This is a genomic window from Pseudolactococcus yaeyamensis (assembly GCF_054658615.1).
This window is the reverse complement of the sequence record NZ_BAAGGP010000026.1, coordinates 15,346-34,001: the sequence shown is the minus strand read 5'-3', so window position 1 is coordinate 34,001 and position 18,656 is coordinate 15,346. Positions and strand designations below refer to the sequence as shown.

The following is an 18,656-nucleotide window of genomic DNA, read 5'->3' as shown; positions in this document are numbered from 1 at the left end:
AACGTATCTTTCATCTCGTGAATCTTCTATAATCATAAATTTTTCTTGTAGTGTCATATTGTTCTCCTAATGGCAGTGTAGCACTTTTGGTTAATTTTTCAAGACTAATTTATGAAACGACCGTGCTCTTACTGAAATTAGTACTTAATCGTATTGAGTTTTGTGATATAATAATCCTTGGGCTCGCTGCCTTGTACGTCGCAACGTAGAAGGAGGTGTTTTAGTGATTTACAGTATACTTACGTTAATTTTCATCCGGTCTAGTCATTGAACTTGTTTCGATACTAGTTGCTTATTGGCTTGACAAGCAAGATGATGATTAAGGTGTGCCCTTAAACAAGCCACACGCTAGTTGTCGCATCTAGTGAAAAAAAGATCCCTCAGAGATTCACAGTCTCTGGGGGATTTGTGTTTTAGCTACAACATACTTACGTTTCGCCAAGCTTATTATACCACTTTTAAAATTCTATTGTCAAATTTTGCTCAAAAATTGATTTTAGGTTTAAAACATTGAAAATAACCAAATTGAAAACTCGTTAAACTAAGCATGGAGAAATCTTTTGTGAATCTCTCCTTTATTTCAGAAGAAAATGAACAAGAGAAACTAAAGGTGCTAAGAATAATGAAAGAGATGATGAAATTTTTCGGCTCATCTCTATTCAAAGATAACCATTGTCTTTAGCTTTTTTATGTTACATCTTCCCATAAAACACAACACGATATAAGCGGTAACACTCTTTCAAATGGAAGGGTGAGAACATTCCTATCTTCTTAAGAAATAATCGGACAAAAACATTGGCAAAAAAGGAAAAATAGAGTATAATGAATTAAAGCAATGAAACCAAGTGGCGCGGGTGGAGCTTGAATTGAATATGAGCGCTTGATTGATGAGCAATCAAGAATTCAGGTGGAACCGCGTTTTATTTGATGAGACGTCCTGATGTCAAGATTATTTTTGACACCAGGACGTTTTTTGATTGATATGAGAAAGAAGGCATGAGTTGGTTAGAAATATATTTATAACGAATGATAATCAAGATGATATTTCGATTTATGAGAAAGAACCGATTTATGTCGTCAACTTTAAACGGGAAGATTTCAAAAAATTAAAAAAAGTTGAGGAATCTAAAAGGCCAGGTATTTATATTTTAATCGGCGAAAACAAACGCTATGTAGGACAAGCGAGTGATGCTATTTTTAAGAGGTTAAATCAGCATGAAACAGGTAAAAATTGGTGGACTAGTGCTTTGTTTTTTGGTAGAAATGATGGTCTGATTGACAAATCGCAATTAGATTATCTTGAAAAACATTATATCAATAACTTTTCAGAATCTGGTTTTGATATGGCTAATAGAACTGGTGGGAACAGCAGTAAAATTCAAAAATTGAATCAAATCAAGGCTGACGAAATCAGAGATATTTTTGAAGAAATTATCGAAGATGTTGCTAACATTGACTTATATGATAGCCAAAAACTTGAAACGCTTGAAGATAAAACGACTTATTTTGTCAAATTTGAAAATCAAATATTTTCAAGTCAATCACCGAGACAGGTTGAAATTCAATTTGTTGCTTATTTATTAAAAAAATATCCAAAACAATTGGATGAGTATGTGATTGAAGGTAAAGCAACTTCTAAAAATAATTTAGGGAATTTACCTAATCAATTCCCTAGTGGTCAAGTTGCGACCTTTGAAATTCAATCAGGTATTTATTTGTATGTCAATCAATCTAATGCTCAAACGAGTTATGCCATAAGGAAAATTGCTAAATGGTTGCATTTAGAAGATAAAATAGAAATAAATTTTTAAAGTGAGGAAAACAATGTCGAACAAACTATCATTTCAAGAAATCATCCTAACACTCCAAGAATTTTGGAGTAAGCAAGGTGCTAATCTCATGCAAGCCTACGATAATGAAGTCGGTGCAGGCACGATGTCACCCTATACTTTTTTACGTGCTAATGGTCCAGAACCGTGGAATGCGGCGTATGTGCAGCCTTCACGTCGCCCAGCAGATGGTCGCTATGGTGAGAATCCAAACCGCCTGTTTCAACACCACCAATTCCAAGTGGTGATGAAGCCTTCTCCTAAAAATATCCAACAGCTCTATTTAGATAGCCTCGCAGCATTGGGCATTAATGCCCTAGAGCATGATATTCGCTTCGTCGAAGATAACTGGGAGAACCCGTCAATGGGTGCGGCTGGGATTGGCTGGGAAGTTTGGCTGGACGGGATGGAAGTGACGCAGTTCACGTATTTCCAACAGGTCGGCGGGATTGAAGTCGATTCTGTGACGTCTGAAATTACCTATGGTCTTGAGCGTTTGGCGTCTTATATCCAAGAGGTTGAATCGGTTTATGATCTTGAATGGGGCAATGGCGTGCTTTATGGCGATATCTTTACGGAGCCTGAGTATGAACATTCAAAATTTGCCTTTGAGGAGATCGAAACGGATACTTTCTTGACGTTATTTGATACTTATGAAGCACAAGCGACGAAATTACTTGATTTGGGTCTCGTCCATCCGGCCTATGATTTCATCTTGAAATCAAGCCATACTTTTAACTTGTTAGATGCGAGTGGTGCAGTTTCTGTAACTGAGCGTGCCGGTTATTTGCATCGCGTGCGGACGATGGCGCGTCAAGTGGCACGTACTTTCATCAATGAACGTGCGAAACTCGGCTTCCCACTCTTGAAAGATTCAGAACTACGCGATAAATATCTGGGTGAAGGTGGTAAATATACTGAAAAAGATTGATAAGGTAATTTATGGTTTTTATACCGTTATTTCAGTTGTGATTTTTATGAATCTTTGGATTTTTCACAAATTTGAAAATGACCATTATTTACTTATTATTTGGCTTGTTTCTAGCATTGGCACGATATTTCAGGTTCGAAATGCCGAAAAATGGCCTTTTAAAATTTTTAGTTTGATTAACTTATCGCTAGCTATTTTGACACTGATTAATACGATGATTGTACGTGTTATGCCGTGAGATTAAATTAACAGTTTCTAGAAACATCAACATTTTTGAAAGGAATAAAATGAACTATTTACTCGAAATTGGCTTAGAAGAAATGCCAGCGCACCTTGTAAGTGCTGCTTCTCAACAGCTTGCGACGCGCATGGCAGACTTTTTGACAGAAAACCGTGTGACATTTGAAAGTGTCACTAAATTTTCAACGCCCCGCCGCTTGGCCGTCTTGGTTAATGGTCTAGCAGATGCTTCAGTATCAATCGACGAAGAAGTCAAAGGCCCATCAGCCAAAATCGCCAAAGATGCAGAGGGCAACTGGTCAAAAGCTATCCAAGGTTTCTCGCGTGGTCAAGGTGTCACACCAGATGATTTGGTTCTAAAAGGCGATTACTACTATGCCAATAAACACATCGCTGGCATTGCAACAGCAGACATTTTGACCAAAATCGGCAGCGATGTCATCAGCAAAATGAACTTCTCGACCTACATGAAGTGGGCCAACAACAACTTCCTTTTCGTCCGCCCAATCCAGTGGCTCGTCAGCTTGCTCGACACTGACCTCGTGCCATTTGACCTGCTCGACGTCACAGCTAGTAATATAACTTACGGCCACCGGTTCTTATTCGACGATACGATCGTTTTGGCAAATGCGTCAGATTATGAAGCAAGTCTGAAACAAGCTTTCGTCGTAGCAAATGCAACCGCTCGTAAAGCTACTATCCAAGCACAAATTTCAGCGATTGCCAAAGCCAATAGCTGGGAGATTTACCTAGAACCAGGCCTCTTAGAAGAAGTCAATAACCTAGTAGAATATCCAACAGCCTTCGTGGGTGATTTTGATGCCAAATATTTGGAAGTGCCAGAAGAAGTTTTAGTCACATCCATGCGCGAACACCAACGTTATTTTGAAGTGCGTGACTTAACAGGTAACCTCCAACCACATTTCATTTCAGTCAGAAATGGGAATGCTGAGCACATTGAGAATGTTGCCAAAGGGAACCAAAAAGTTCTCGTTGCGCGTCTTGAAGATGCTGAATTTTTCTGGTGTGAAGACCAAAAACTCAAAATTTCTGACTTGGTTGAGAAACTCAAAAAAGTCACTTTCCATGAAAAAATCGGTTCAGTCCATGCCCACATGGGACGTGTGAAACTGATCGCTGAGAAATTACGTCAGCAAGTTAATTTGCCAGCAGACTATGATGCCAAACTTGATCGCGCTGCTGATATTTACAAATTTGACCTTTTAACAGGCATGGTCGGTGAGTTTGACGAGTTGCAAGGTGTCATGGGTGAAAAATATGCCCGCCTTGCAGGCGAAGATGCAGCAGTCGCAGTAAGTATTCGGGAACACTATATGCCAACATCAGCTGACGGAGACCTGCCTCAAACTGAAATTGGTGCCGTCCTTGCCATTGCAGATAAACTAGATACAATTTTGTCATTCTTTACCGTTGGCTTAATTCCAAGTGGTTCAAACGACCCGTATGCCCTTCGTCGCGCGACAGCAGGGATTTTACGAATTATTGAAGCGCAACAATGGGACATCGAGCTAGACGCGCTTATCAACGAACTTTATACAATAGACTTGAATGATTTCAACTATGACCGTAAAGCTGACGTCATGACCTTTATCAATGGTCGTGTGGCTAAGATGCTTGAGGGCGCAGCACGCTATGACATCATCGAAGCAGTTTTAGCGACTGGTTCGCTTGATGTAGCAGGGTTAAGAGCAGCAGCCCAAGCCATTGATGTGAAAACAAGTGATGCAGATTTTAAAACATCAGTCGAAAACTTGGCGCGTGTCTTTAACTTAGCAAGCAAACTTGAAACAGCACCAGTAATTGACGAAAGTTTCTTCGAAAATGCGTCTGAAAAAGCGTTGTTTGCGGCTAACCAAGCCTTGATATTGACAGACGATAGCACACAAAATATCAGCAACTTATTCGCCTTATCAGCGCCAATTAGTGATTTCTTTGATAACACCATGGTCATGATAGACGACCAAGCTCTTAAAAATAACCGTTTGAGCTTGCTTGCTGACATCGCAGGAAAAGCAGGACAAATCGCTGATTTCACCCTGATTAATACGAAATAATCAAGCGCAGAAAGGAGGAAATAGATGGTAACACCTCAAGATATTGCACGAATTAATGAACTCGCCCGCAAGAAAAAAGCGGGAGGCCTCACAGAAGCTGAGACAATTGAGCAAGCTGAACTTCGCCAAGCCTATATTGCTGGCGTTAAATCAAGCTTGCGCCATCATGTCGAGTCAATCAAGGTCGTAGACCCAGATGGCAATGACATCACGCCTGAAAAAGCTAAGAAAGCGCAATTTGATAAAGGCTTGCGTGATACCTTATAATAAATCATGTAAAATGGGTGCTGGAAATCATTTCTGGCATCTTTTTTTCTTAGGTGTGAAGTGATTTTTTCTGCAATCGGATTAGGTCACTTTTCTTTACTCGGTCTACGTTTTCTAAAAGTAGGGCTATCCTTTTCCAAGGCATCTTGTCTCGGTAAATTATCCAAGTCTGTTTCAAACTACTAATGGCTCACATCATAGAAAACTAAAGCGCCTGTTCGACCGTCATCGCAACGCGGACATTGTGTTGAATCTCATCGCTTAATCCGTCAAAAACATCTAAGGTACGATGAATATCTTGATACTACTTGAAATCAAAAATACCAAACAGCGCCTTTTATGATATAATAATGCTATGATTATCACGATTTTAATTTTAGCAACTTTAGTTTGGACTTACTTGGTTGGTCAGTCGCGTGGTCTTGCACTTCAAGGTTTTTACACGCTAGGAACGCTGGCAGCGATTTTTGTTGCACTCACAAATTATGAACAGCTAGGTAAAAAAATAACCTTATGGGTGCCATTTGCCTCAGCCACTTCTGACAGCAAATTAACTTTTTATACAGCGAAGCTCCTTTTTGAGGTTGACCATGTTTTTTATGCGACCTTAGCATTTATGGCTATCTTTCTTTTGGTTTACGGGATTGTGCGTGTCATCGGCATTTTTCTCGGTGCCCTTGAAAATAAAATCATCCTCGGTAAGACTGGCAATATCCTTGCAGGCGCCTTAGCTGTTTGTTGTGCTTATTTTATCCTGTCACTTGGCTTGATGATTTTGTCGACGATTCCGATTCCCTTAGTTCAAAATCAATTGATGGGTAGCGGGCTAGCCCGCTTCATGCTAGTGAACACACCGTTTTTCTCTGGTTGGCTACAAGAAACCTTTATCACACAGGTCACCCACATTAAAGTATAGAAATTATAATGAATAAAAAAATACTAGACATTTTAGAGTTTGACCAGATCAAAGCGCAGCTTGCGCAGTCATTATCGACATCACAAGGTCAGGCCGAAATGGCACACCTATCTCCCATCTCAGATAAAGCACGCATCCAGAAATGGTTTGACGAGCTGTCAGAATTTGGTGCGATTGTTCAAGAAAATGGCCCAGTCCCCTTGTCCAACACTGCTGATTTGACGGAAATCCTCCGTCGAATTGAGTTGGATGCGAGTCTGGCTAGTCAAGAATTTGCGAAAATCAAAAAAGTTCTGCGTTTAGCCAATGAAACGCGGCGTTTTTTTGAACAAGCAGTTAATGTCAATTTTCCTGTTTTAGGACAGACCCTTGATAAATTTGTCGATGTTGCTTACCTTTTAGGCCTCTTACAAGTCATTGATTCTGCGAGTGCGCTTTCTGATACAGCATCAGATAAACTGTACACATTACGTCAAAATATCAAAAAAGGTGATGCGGAAGTCAAGAAAATTTTGGCTGAAATCCTCTCAAAATCTCAGTCTAGTTTGACTGAGAGTATCATCACCATTCGTCAAGGTCGTCCAGTTTTGGCCGTCAGAAGTGATAGTAAAAATAAAGTGCCCGGGATTGTGCATGACATGAGTGCTTCGGGTCAGACTTTTTATATCGAGCCAAATCGTGTTGTCCAACTTAACAATGATATTGCGCAAAAGAAAATTGAAGAAAAAAACGAAGTCGCGCGCATTTTGCGGGAGCTGGCTGAAGCGATTAAGCCACACATTGACGATATTCGTCAAAATACGTGGTTGATCGGTCAGATTGATCTCATCAATGCTAAGTATCGTTATCAAATCGCCCAAAAAGCGTCAGTGCCACTTATTTCTGACCATAAAGCCATCAAGCTCTATGCCGCAAGACATCCCTTGATTGACTCCAAAGTCGTGGTGGCAAATGATCTCTTTTTCGATCAGACACTTGAAACGATTGTCATCACTGGACCCAATACTGGTGGTAAAACCATTACCCTGAAAACACTGGGTGTCGCCCAGTTGATGGCGCAGTCTGGTCTGCCAATTCTTGCTGATTTAGGCAGTCAAGTCGGCATCTTCAAGGAGATTTTCGCTGACATTGGCGACGAGCAATCGATTGCCCAAAGCCTGTCGACCTTCTCAAGTCACATGACCAATATCGTTAATATTTTGGATCAGGTGGATGCCAAGAGCCTTGTCCTCTTCGATGAACTCGGTGCCGGAACCGACCCTAAAGAGGGCGCAGCCCTAGCGATTTCAATCCTAGACTTTCTTAAAGCTAAGCACGCGAAAACGCTCGCCACTACGCATTATCCTGAGTTAAAAGCCTATGGGGTCGAGTCAGACGGCGTGGAGAACGCTTCGATGGCCTTCGATTTGGATAACTTCCGCCCAACCTATCGTTTGGTTCAAGGTGTACCGGGACGTTCGAACGCGCTTGAAATTTCGAGGCGTTTAGGCTTGCCATCTCAGATTTTGGAGGAAGCCGCAGGATTTTTGACCGAGGATGAGCATGATGTTAACGTTATGATTGCCTCGTTAGAGCAAAAAAATCAAGAGATGACTGAGTCAGCTAAACAGATTAAGGCGTTAGAAAAGGATAATGAGCTTTTACATCACGACTTGTCACGTGCGCTTGAAACCTTTAACCGCGACCGCGAAAAAGAGCTGAATAAAGCGCGCCAAGAAGCGCAAGACATCGTCAAAGTAGCCGTTGAAGAAGCCGATAATATCCTGAAAAACTTGCAGGAAAAATCGTTACTCAAACCGCACGAAATCATCGATGCCAAGCACCAATTAGGTGAGTTAGCACCTGAAATTGTCGACTTATCGAAAAATAAAGTCCTCAAAAAAGCTAAGGCCAAGCGTGGTCTCAAACCAGGTGTTGAAGTCTTGGTACTGTCCTACAATCAACGCGGAAACTTGGTCAGACTGGCAAGAGACGGTCGTTGGGAAGTCCAGATGGGCTTGATTACGACTAAGCTCTCAGAAGACGAGTTTGAACCGATTGAACCGGAAGAAACGGTTAAGAAAACGAAGACCAAGGCTGTTAAAAAGACGGTTACTTCTAACATCAAAGCCCAACTTGATTTACGTGGCGTCCGCTATGAGGAGGCGCAGAAGATGTTGGATGACTATATGGATCAGGCCTTGCTCGCTAATCTGCACCAGATTACCATTGTCCATGGCATTGGGACGGGTGTGATTCGTGATATGGTAAGAGAGTATCTGCAACGCTCGCGCCATGTCAAGTCTTATTCCTATGCACCTCAAAATGCTGGGGGTAGTGGGGCTAGTATTGTGACGTTGAAGTAGAGATTATTGAAAAGTTTAGGCTAGCAGTCTAGGCTTTTTTTATATGAAAGTAAAAAAGGTTAAGGGATTTTTTATAAAAACATTGCATTGATAAATACTATTTATTTAATTAGGAAGTCTTTTAGAATAAGGTGTTACGATCTAATTTTAAAAGTATATTTTTAAATGAAAGCGCTATTTTAATGAACTCACGGCCGTTTCATAAATTCAATTTAAAATGTATTTTTCCGAATATTTTAAAAAAATATCAAATTTTCCAAAGGAATAGCATCTAAGAATAGTTATTATTTGAATATTCGAACAATACACTCAGTAATATTGTCCTTTTTTGAATATTTTTATGAAAATAACTTGCAAAATATACTAATTAAAAATTTAAATCACTGATTTTTGTGTATTTTTCAGAAAAGTTAAAATCATGAAACGACCGTGTAATGAACTGATCCACCCTTCCCCATTCCAAAAATTTCTGTTAAAATAGAGAAAGTAAACTTGGAAACAGATGGAGAAACAAAAGCAAAGATGAGTATATTAACTGTTCAAAAACTGAGCCATGGCTTTGGCGATCGTGCGATTTTTGATGATGTCAATTTTCGCCTATTAAAAGGCGAGCACATTGGCTTTGTCGGGGCAAATGGTGAAGGAAAATCAACCTTCATGAACATCATTATCGGCAATCTGCAGCCAGACGAAGGCAAAATCACTTGGTCAAGCAAACACCGTGTCGGCTATATGGATCAGCACGCAGCGCTTGGTAAAGGAAAAACGACCCGTCAAGCCTTATCAGAAGCCTTCCAGTACCTATTGGACGCTGAAAGTGAGATGAACGACATCTACGCACGCATGGGTGACATGTCTGATGACGAGATGACAACATCCCTTGAAAAAGCTGCTGATCTGCAAGACACTCTGGACAATTCAGACTTTTATCTGATTGATGCCAAGGTTGATGAAATCGCGCGTGGCTTGGGTCTTGGTGACTTACTTGACAAAGACGTGGCGGATCTTTCAGGTGGTCAACGCACAAAAATTCTACTCGGTAAACTCTTGCTTGAAAAGCCAGACATTTTACTCCTAGACGAGCCAACCAACTACCTAGACGAAGAACACATCACCTGGCTGAAAAATTACTTGCAAAACTATGAAAATGCCTTTGTCTTGATTTCTCACGATGTTGACTTCATGAACGACGTTATCAATATCGTCTACCATGTTAACCAGCAGAAAATCGACCGTTATGTGGGCGATTACCATAATTTCGAGCGCCTCTTCGAAGAGAAGAAAAAACAGCTAGCCTCACTCGCGGACGCCCAACAAGCGGAAGCAGCCAAACTCAAAGATTTCATCGCTAAGAAAAAAGCCAACGTCGCAACATCTGGTCAGGCTAAGGCGCGCCAGAAGAAGTTGGACAAGATGACCTTTGTCGAGACCATTCAGGAAAAAGCCAAACCAAGTTTTGACTTCAAATTAGGCCGCACATCAGGCAAGCTCATTTTTGAAGCCAAGGACTTGGTCTTGGGATATGAAGCGTCAGAACCACTTTCAAGCCCCATCAACATGCTAGTGGAACGTGGCCAAAAAGTCGCCTTTACAGGCTCTAATGGTATCGGAAAATCAACTTTACTCAAGTCTTTGTTGGGTGAGATTCAACACTTATCAGGAGAAGTGATACAAGGTGAGTTTCAAATCATCGGCTATTTCGCTCAGGAAGATAAAACGCCGAGCCAAAAATCAGTCTTGGATGACTACTGGGACGAGTTTTCAACGCTCAATCAAGCCGAAGTCCGTGCAGCCTTAGCCAGATGTGGTCTTGGCACTAAGCAAATCGAGAGTCGCGTCTACGTTCTATCCGGTGGTGAGCAGTCGAAACTGCGCCTAGGTAAAATCATGAACCATGAGTCTAACATCCTGGTCATGGATGAGCCGACCAATCACTTGGATGTGGATGCCAAAGACGAGCTTAAACGCGCCCTTCAAGCCTATAAAGGTACTATTCTCATGGTCAGCCACGAACCAGAATTTTACCAAGATATTGCAACTGATATCATTAATTGTGAAGACTGGACGACAAAAGTTGTCTAAACAATAAGTAAGACGCAAGTCTTATTTTTTTGGCTTCAAAATTGCTTAACCGACCTCAAGTCAAGTTTTTTTGAAAATAATTGACACAAGTGGTCAAGTCTAGGTCGACAGTCCTGAGATTGCTCGATTAAAAATAAGTCTAGCATAACTACTGCTGTACTGATAGTGACGTTTTTTAGTTTTATAACCGAAGTTACAATAACCCGGAACTCAATTTCAACTGCAGAGATGCATGAAAAAAAACTTGAGCTGGTTGACTTTTACGATAGATTTGAGTTGATTTTTACGGTTTGACAATTTGCGTGCAAATTTTAGGACAAACATCAAAATTTAAGGTAGAATAGAGCTAGTAAAATAAATAGAGGTGAACAAAATGGCAGTAGAAGTAACAGATGCGACTTTTCAAGAAGAAACAAAAGACGGCATCGTACTCGTAGATTTCTGGGCAACATGGTGTGGTCCTTGTCGCATGCAAGCACCGATTCTTGATCAGCTTTCAGAAGAATTAGACGAAAGCGAACTTAAAATTGTAAAAATGGATGTGGATGAAAATCCAGCAACACCACAATCTTTTGGTGTGATGAGCATTCCAACGCTCCTTTTCAAAAAAGATGGCGAAGTGGTTAAACAAGTCGCAGGTGTGCATACCAAAGATCAAATCAAAGGAATCTTGGCAGAATTAAACGCCTAATCTAAAAAAGAGTTTGGGACAAAAGTCCTCTAAAAAATAGGCTATGACCATTTTAGATGTTAATTGGTTCTAGTCTATTTTTGCATCATCTCTGGTAAATGGTCTTACAACTAGCTATGTTATAAGAAAGAATACGAAATCGGGGGGGGGGGGAAGAACAGCTAATTTGAAGCGAAAGTCGCATTCTCTTTCGATGTTTAGGCTTTTTGTCCCAGCTTCTTTTTCTTAAGTTTTCATCACAGTATGTATCATCACTAGCATTAGCAAGGTTGGTGTGAAGCGCATACAGTAAAAATGCTTGACTTGAAAAATGCGACATTTTTAGGTATAATAGGGTTCATGAGTAAGAAAAAAGAAACAGAAATTCAAATTTCTGATAGTAAAGACGGCGTGCTTCTAACGGTTGGTAAGAAGACGGTCGCTGAGATCAAAAATACTGCTGATGATAGCTTTGATGTCTTTGTCAATGGTAAACATATCAAGACATTTAAGAACTATCCAGAAGCCTTGGAAGAAGCAATCAAAACATATAATTTGGCTTTATAAGCCATCCCCACTCACAAGAAAATAAGAGCGGTAACGTGATACGTTCGCTTTTATTTTAGAAAGTTTTAGCTAAATGGTTAAGAGAGACTTATATCGCAATATTTTGATTGGCCTAATCCTTGTCGCAGTGTTGACTATTTTGCGACTTTTTTTTCTAGAGCCAATTCGGATTCATAATAATAATATGGCGCCTATTTTGCCCAAGAAAACGCAAGTCTTTGCCATCAAACGCACTCAGCTTGATAATCTAGACTTGGTGGCTTATCGTCATCATGGTAAAAAGTATGTCGGGCGGATTATTGGCACACCCGGTCAAAGTGTTGTCGCCATGGATAATATCGTCTATGTTAATCAGAAAATTCTGAAAGAACCCTACATAAAAGCCAATCAAACGGCCTATTTGAGAATGTATGATGAAGATTTTACAACAGATTTTCGTCAAGATAAGCTAGGCAAAGAAAGCTACTGGATTTTAAATGATGCCAGAGATGTCCAAGATGACAGCCGAAAATTTGGTGCGATTCCCAAAAAAGACATCCTAGGCGAACTCAAGTTTAAATATGCTCCGATCAGTGATTTCGGTTTTGTCGAAAATGACGAAGCGAAGATTGAGAATGGTTATGACAATTAATGAGGTCTGGTGACCGATCCTCTGGAGGCTGGGACAAAAGTCCTCTAAAAAATAGGCTATGAACCATTTCCGATGTTAATCGGAAACGTTCATAGCCTATTTCTGTGTAACTTTTCGACAAAAAAATAAAATTCTGTACAATTAAAGTGTCTAATCCCAAAAGTCAGGAGTTGTTCTTTATGCATAAAAATTATAACATGAAACAGGTCATTTTACCACTAGATTTAGAAATAATGATGCCAGAGGATGATATTTGCTTTGCCATTCATGAACTGATTGAAAACATGCCTGAAGAAAAATTCACAACTTTTAAGCAAGAAACAGGCTGTCCTTTTTTCACCCTAGAATGATGCTCAAACCGATTTTGTGCGCCTATACCCAATCAACTTTTTCGGAAGAAAAATTGGTTGATGGGACAAAACTTGAAGACAATGCCAACAAGTTTACGTTTGTCTGGAAAAAATCTATTGAACGTTTTCGTACGACGCTTATCGAAAAGTCTGAGCCCTTTATCAAGAGCTTTTAAGCAATGAAATTATTCCTTCAATTGAACCTGAACCATCAACACAGGAGTTGATGGTCATTGAAGATGAGTTATCTCAAGCAGTTGAGCAACTCATGCAAAAAATGATTATGAGCCAAACGGGCAGAAACGTAAAATTTTACGTTCTTGAAGAAAACCAATCAAATTAGCACGTAAACAAGTCGCTAACTTCATCTTAAGAAAAGAAAAATACAAAGTGGGAGTCATTTAAATTAAATATTAAGCAATTGCTTTCAGAAAAAGAGACAGGAAAACTCTATGGCAAACGTAAGATTGATATAGAGCCTGCCTTTGCCCATCTGAAGGCTAATTTGGGTTTCACTCGATTTTCGGTCAGAGGGAAAGACAAGGTTAGACAAGAGATTGGTTTAGCCTTGATGGCGATTAATCTCAGAAAACTGATGGTGAATTGTCGAACAGAGAAAAAGCAAACTAGCACAATCTAAATTGATTGGATATTTTTTCAGTGACTGTGGACTTTTGTCCCAGCCTCTTTTGTCTGCAGTCTGAAGAACCTTTCGGGGTTCTTTTTTTGTTATAATGAGACTATAAACATTCAAGCACAAAATCTTGTGTTTCGATTTTAGGCTTGAATGCGTATCACTATTTTATTGGAGATTCTTATGGCTAACCTAGCACCCTACATTTCTTCCATTCGTCTGATTGTCGTGATGTTTCCTTTTCTGGCAATCCTACTCTTGCTCCCTTTATTAATCAGGCAGTATCATCGTTATGGTGCCATATCAGGTTGGCTAGTTGGTGTCAACTACGCTTTCGTCTTTTACATCCTTTGCGCTTATGCCTTGACCATTTTACCCCTGCCTACGGTTGAGCAAGTCAGGCAGATGACAGGACCAACCGAAAATTTTCATCTGTTTGATTTTATTGCCGATTTTATTAACTACTCTGGCTTTGTCCTGACGCAGCCGAGCACGTGGTCACAGGCCGCTAAAAGTTCTCAGTTTATCCAGCCGTTTTTCAACTTGCTTTTAACCTTGCCTTTTGGAATGTTCCTACGCTACCAGTATAAAAAAAGCTTTCTAACAAGTCTGGTGCTATCTTTTGGTTTGACACTATCCTTTGAGTTGATTCAGCATTCAGCCTTATTTGGGCTCTATCCGCGTCCTTATCGTCTCTTTGATGTCGACGATTTGTTCTTAAATACCTGTGGTGCCATGTTGGGCTGGTTGATTTCAGGTTCCCTCGGGAAATTATTGCCTAAAAAAGAAGCCATCGTTGAAATATTAGAAGAGAGAAGTCATAAAGTCTCTGTCAGTCGTAAAAGTGTGGCTGTCTTGTTGGATGTGATTGTGATTGTTGTCTGTAATGTTGCCTATAACTTGATTGTCGGGCAGCCCAATCAGTTTGTTGGCATCCTGTTTTATCTTTTATGGGTTGTCCTGCCAGAACTTATCGGGTGGTCAACCCTTGGTCAAAGGTTGACCCATTTACAACTAACTGATAAGTCGGGAGGAAAAGCAGGTATTGTGCGGGTGCTAATGAGAAATTTATTTGGCTATGTTCTGGTCGTCGGCTTGTTTTCGTCGGAACTTTATGTGTTAAATCAGACTGGCACAGTTGTCGCATCTGAGCTAGGCATCTATTATTTTCTATCCCTGTTTGGGGGATTTCTAATCCTCGTTTTTGTTTTGAGTTTAATCGTCAGTTTGTTTACCAAACAATTTTGCCACGAAATCTTGTCAGGTACACGCCTAGCGTCGACCTATCAAAATAAAACAGAGGAGTAGCTAAAACGTGCTATAATTACCCTATGATTACAAACTATAAGTTAGAAAAAAATACCCTGAATCAATCGACTGCTGCGATTGATTTGATACTTGTGACCAAGCCTACGAAAGAAGAAATTGGGCTTCTTGCAACTACCTATGATTTTCCCTTTGACTATATTGCAGGAATTTTGGATGATGATGAAAATGCGCGGTTTGAGAGGGATGACCATCATAATCTTTTACTGTTGTTGCAATATCCTTGTGTGGTCGATGAAGCAGCAGAAGTTTATCCCTTTTCTTTGATTGTGAACCCTGAGAAACAGCTTGTGATTTTATCCTTGAATCGTGACTATGATTTGACACCGATTTTTCAGCGTCATTACGATGTGATGCGTTACCAACATGAACTGATTTTTCAAATCATGAGTACACTTGGCCGTTCTTTCAATACGTATCTGGCTCAGTACAAAAAGCGCATGAAGGTTATCGAGAAAGAGTTAACGTTTTCTCAGGAAAATGCGCAAATTATGGAAATTATTCGGTCGCAAAAAAGTTTGATTTATTTTGAAGCAGCGCTTGAAGATAATATCAAAGTCTATCAAAAAATGATGGCCTATCTGAGAGCTCAAGGTGAAAATGGCTTTTCGGATCGTATTTTTGATATCTATGTTGAAGCAGCTCAAGCCTTGACGACCACTGAAATCCAATTGAAATTGCTTGAAAACTTGAGTGACCTCTTTTCAAATATCGTCTCCAATAATTTGAATATCATGATGAAAATCATGACAAGTGCGACATTTATCATGACGATTCCAGCGATTATTGCCGGATTATATGGGATGAATGTTAAATTGCCTTTTCAGAATATCTCATATGCTTTTTGGTTGATTATCATGGTAGCCACTTTGATTTCTTGGCTTGTGTTTCGGATTATGTGGCGAAAACGGATGTTTTAAGTTAATTTGTGAACTAATACAAACAGGAACGAAACTGGTACAGAATTAGCGTTTTGTCAATCTGTTGCATAAAAGAAAGTCGTAAAACCCTTGTTTTTTACTTGTGTAACCGATTTCTGTATGATAGAATGGTTGTGTAGTATAAAACAGGTGGCTGAGGGAATGTCACCGTTCTCGTCAAAAATAGGAGATGACTAAACATGAAAACAGAAGTAACTGAAAACGTTTTTGAAGAAGCATGGGCTGGATTTAAGGGGACAGACTGGAAAGAAAAAGTCAGTGTCTCACGTTTCGTAAAAGCTAACCACAAAAATTACGATGGAGATGAATCTTTCCTTGCAGGACCGACAGAACGTTCTTTAAGAATCAAAGACATCATCGAGTCAACGAAAGACCGTTATGAAGCGTCTCAGTTCCCTATGGATACTGATCGCGCAGCGTCAATCGCAGATATCCCTGCTGGTTACATTGACCAAGACAATGAATTGATTTATGGGCTTCAAAACTCTGAACTTTTCCGTCTGTCATTCATGCCTAAAGGTGGCGCTCGGATGGCCGAAACTGCGCTTAAAGAGCACGGTTACACGCCTGACCCACTCATGCATGAAATCTATACCAAACATGTGACGACTGTTAATGATGGTATCTTCCGTGCTTATACGTCTAATATCCGAAAAGCGCGTCATGCCCACACAGTGACTGGCTTGCCAGATGCCTACTCACGTGGTCGTATTGTTGGGGTTTATGCACGTCTTGCCCTTTATGGTACGGATTTCTTGATGAAAGAAAAATTCACTGACTGGAATGCGATTAAAGAAATCAATGAAGAAACAATTCGTCTTCGTGAAGAAATCAATATGCAATACCAAGCGCTCGGTGAAGTTGCGAAATTTGGTGACTTATATGGTGTGGATGTTCGTCAACCTGCTAAAAACGTTAAAGAAGCGATTCAATGGACAAACATTGCTTTCATGGCAGCTTGTCGTGTGATCAATGGTGCGGCGACTTCACTTGGTCGTGTGCCAATCGTTTTGGATATCTTTGCTGAACGTGACTTAGCGCGTGGCACGTTTACTGAGTCAGAAATCCAAGAGTTTGTGGATGATTTCGTTTTGAAATTGCGGACGGTTAAGTTTGCACGTACAAAAGAATACGATGCCCTTTACTCAGGTGACCCAACTTTCATCACAACATCAATGGCTGGTGTGGGTAACGATGGCAAACACCGTGTGACAAAAATGGATTACCGTTTCTTGAACACTTTGGATAACGTTGGTAATTCTCCAGAGCCAAACTTGACAGTACTTTGGGCTAAAGAATTACCATATGCCTTCAAACGTTATTGTATGAGCATGAGTCATAAACACTCATCTATCCAATACGAAGGTGTGAAAACAATGGCACAAGAAGGTTATGGTGAAATGTCATGTATCTCTTGTTGTGTGTCACCGCTTGACCCAGAAAACGAAGAAGGTCGTCACAACATTCAATACTTTGGCGCACGCGTTAACGTCTTGAAAGCCCTCTTGACTGGTATCAATGGTGGTTATGATGATGTCCATCGTGACTACAAAGTATTCGACATTGACCCAATCAAATCTGATGTTTTGAATTTTGATGAAGTGAAAGCTAACTTTGAAAAATCTCTTGACTGGTTGACAGATACGTATGTAGATGCTTTGAATATCATTCACTACATGACGGATAAATATAACTACGAAGCTGTTCAAATGGCCTTCTTGCCAAGTCACCAACGTGCTAACATGGGATTTGGTATCTGTGGTTTCGCAAATACCGTTGATACCTTGTCGGCAATCAAATATGCGACAGTTAAACCAATCCGTGATGAAAATGGTTATATCTACGATTATGAAACAATCGGTGATTTCCCACGCTATGGTGAAGATGATGACCGTGCGGATGACATTGCAAAATGGTTGATGGCTGAATACCACAACCGTTTGGCTAGCCATCAATTGCATAAAGATGCAGAAGCAACTGTGTCATTGTTGACAATCACATCTAACGTGGCTTACTCTAAACAAACAGGTAACTCGCCAGTTCACCGTGGTGTCTTCTTGAACGAAGATGGTTCATCTAACATCAGCGAAGTTGAATTCTTCTCTCCAGGTGCTAACCCATCTAATAAAGCCAAAGGCGGTTGGTTACAAAACCTTCGCACACTCGAAAAATTGGAATTCAAAGATGCCAATGATGGCATTTCATTGACAACACAAGTGTCACCAAAAGCGCTTGGTAAAACGCGTGATGAACAAGTCGATAACTTGGTTGATGTCTTGGATGGTTACTTTGAAGATGGTGGTCAACATGTGAATCTGAACGTCATGGACTTGGCTGATGTTAAAGATAAAATCCTTAATGGCGAAGATGTCATCGTTCGTATCTCTGGTTATTGTGTCAACACTAAATACCTCACAAAAGAACAAAAACATGAATTGACACATCGTGTCTTCCACGAAGTTTTGTCAATGGACGTTTAAATTATAATATGAAAAATCTTGTCATTATTTTGGCAAGATTTTTTGTATGAAATCGTGTTAATGTAATTGGTGTGTTACTTTGAATTAAAAAATAAAAGCAACGAAAATATTATGACTGATAATGCTTTGATTTTTTATAGAAGAAAACTCTAATATTTAGAAGTCATTTTTTGAAATCTTAACAAAAAATAACTTAAAGATATGCAATGTTGCGAGAATTATCCGATAATGTTACAATTAGTAGCAAGTAGCAAGTAGCAAGTAGCAAGTAGCAAGTAGCAAGTAGCAAGTAGCAAGTAGCAAGTAGCAAGTAGCAAGTAGCAAGTAGCAAGTAGCAAGTAGCAAGTATTTCGAAAGCGCTTACTTTACTTT

General features: G+C 40.0%; 16 protein-coding genes and 1 pseudogene. All 17 read left to right on the top strand.

What is annotated here, in order from left to right:
• Positions 1 to 1,001 precede the first annotated feature (1,001 nt).
• Complete coding sequence (locus ACYQ21_RS06845; protein ID WP_460056788.1) at positions 1,002 to 1,811, top strand: GIY-YIG nuclease family protein; 810 nt, start codon at positions 1,002 to 1,004, stop codon at positions 1,809 to 1,811.
• Positions 1,812 to 1,824: 13 nt separating this feature from the next.
• On the top strand, positions 1,825 to 2,760 hold the full coding sequence (gene glyQ / locus ACYQ21_RS06840) for a glycine--tRNA ligase subunit alpha (RefSeq protein ID WP_460056786.1): 936 nt from the start codon (positions 1,825 to 1,827) through the stop codon (positions 2,758 to 2,760).
• The gene (locus ACYQ21_RS06835) at positions 2,735 to 2,998 is read left to right on the top strand and encodes a hypothetical protein (RefSeq protein ID WP_460056784.1); all 264 of its coding nucleotides are present in this window, start codon (positions 2,735 to 2,737) and stop codon (positions 2,996 to 2,998) included. Before glyQ ends, ACYQ21_RS06835 begins: the two co-directional genes overlap by 26 nt.
• Positions 2,999 to 3,047: 49 nt before the next feature.
• Complete coding sequence (gene glyS / locus ACYQ21_RS06830; protein ID WP_460056781.1) at positions 3,048 to 5,075, top strand: glycine--tRNA ligase subunit beta; 2,028 nt, start codon at positions 3,048 to 3,050, stop codon at positions 5,073 to 5,075.
• 24 nt (positions 5,076 to 5,099) lie between these two features.
• Positions 5,100 to 5,342 (top strand): DUF896 domain-containing protein, encoded by a 243-nt coding sequence (locus ACYQ21_RS06825; protein ID WP_460056779.1) that lies wholly within the window; start codon positions 5,100 to 5,102, stop codon positions 5,340 to 5,342.
• 355 nt (positions 5,343 to 5,697) lie between these two features.
• The gene (locus ACYQ21_RS06820; protein ID WP_460056777.1) at positions 5,698 to 6,258 is read left to right on the top strand and encodes a CvpA family protein; all 561 of its coding nucleotides are present in this window, start codon (positions 5,698 to 5,700) and stop codon (positions 6,256 to 6,258) included.
• Between the two features lie 8 nt (positions 6,259 to 6,266).
• A complete protein-coding gene (locus ACYQ21_RS06815) occupies positions 6,267 to 8,603 on the top strand; it encodes an endonuclease MutS2 (RefSeq protein WP_460056775.1) in 2,337 nt (778 codons plus the stop codon).
• Between the two features lie 522 nt (positions 8,604 to 9,125).
• Positions 9,126 to 10,685, top strand: coding sequence for an ABC-F family ATP-binding cassette domain-containing protein (locus ACYQ21_RS06810; protein ID WP_460056773.1), 1,560 nt, complete (start codon positions 9,126 to 9,128; stop codon positions 10,683 to 10,685).
• Positions 10,686 to 11,058: 373 nt separating this feature from the next.
• Entirely contained in the window at positions 11,059 to 11,376 is a 318-nt protein-coding gene (trxA, locus tag ACYQ21_RS06805; RefSeq protein ID WP_460056770.1) for a thioredoxin, read from the top strand.
• A 339-nt stretch (positions 11,377 to 11,715) separates the two neighbouring features.
• Positions 11,716 to 11,922: a DUF2969 family protein gene (locus ACYQ21_RS06800; protein WP_460056768.1), complete on the top strand. Its 207-nt coding sequence runs from the start codon at positions 11,716 to 11,718 to the stop codon at positions 11,920 to 11,922.
• A 73-nt stretch (positions 11,923 to 11,995) separates the two neighbouring features.
• Positions 11,996 to 12,553, top strand: coding sequence for a signal peptidase I (gene lepB, locus ACYQ21_RS06795; protein WP_460056765.1), 558 nt, complete (start codon positions 11,996 to 11,998; stop codon positions 12,551 to 12,553).
• Positions 12,554 to 12,732: 179 nt separating this feature from the next.
• The gene (locus ACYQ21_RS06790; RefSeq protein ID WP_460056762.1) at positions 12,733 to 12,903 is read left to right on the top strand and encodes a hypothetical protein; all 171 of its coding nucleotides are present in this window, start codon (positions 12,733 to 12,735) and stop codon (positions 12,901 to 12,903) included.
• Positions 12,903 to 13,079: a hypothetical protein gene (locus ACYQ21_RS06785; protein ID WP_460056792.1), complete on the top strand. Its 177-nt coding sequence runs from the start codon at positions 12,903 to 12,905 to the stop codon at positions 13,077 to 13,079. The genes ACYQ21_RS06790 and ACYQ21_RS06785 overlap by 1 nt, the downstream gene beginning before the upstream one ends.
• Before the next feature lie 206 nt (positions 13,080 to 13,285).
• Positions 13,286 to 13,543 (top strand): annotated as a pseudogene (locus tag ACYQ21_RS06780) (transposase); the annotation flags it as partial.
• A gap of 177 nt (positions 13,544 to 13,720) precedes the next feature.
• Positions 13,721 to 14,845, top strand: coding sequence for a VanZ family protein (locus tag ACYQ21_RS06775; RefSeq protein ID WP_460056759.1), 1,125 nt, complete (start codon positions 13,721 to 13,723; stop codon positions 14,843 to 14,845).
• A 23-nt stretch (positions 14,846 to 14,868) separates the two neighbouring features.
• Positions 14,869 to 15,783: a magnesium transporter CorA family protein gene (locus ACYQ21_RS06770; RefSeq protein ID WP_460056756.1), complete on the top strand. Its 915-nt coding sequence runs from the start codon at positions 14,869 to 14,871 to the stop codon at positions 15,781 to 15,783.
• Positions 15,784 to 15,983: 200 nt separating this feature from the next.
• On the top strand, positions 15,984 to 18,284 hold the full coding sequence (gene pflB, locus ACYQ21_RS06765; RefSeq protein WP_460056755.1) for a formate C-acetyltransferase: 2,301 nt from the start codon (positions 15,984 to 15,986) through the stop codon (positions 18,282 to 18,284).
• Positions 18,285 to 18,656 lie beyond the last annotated feature (372 nt).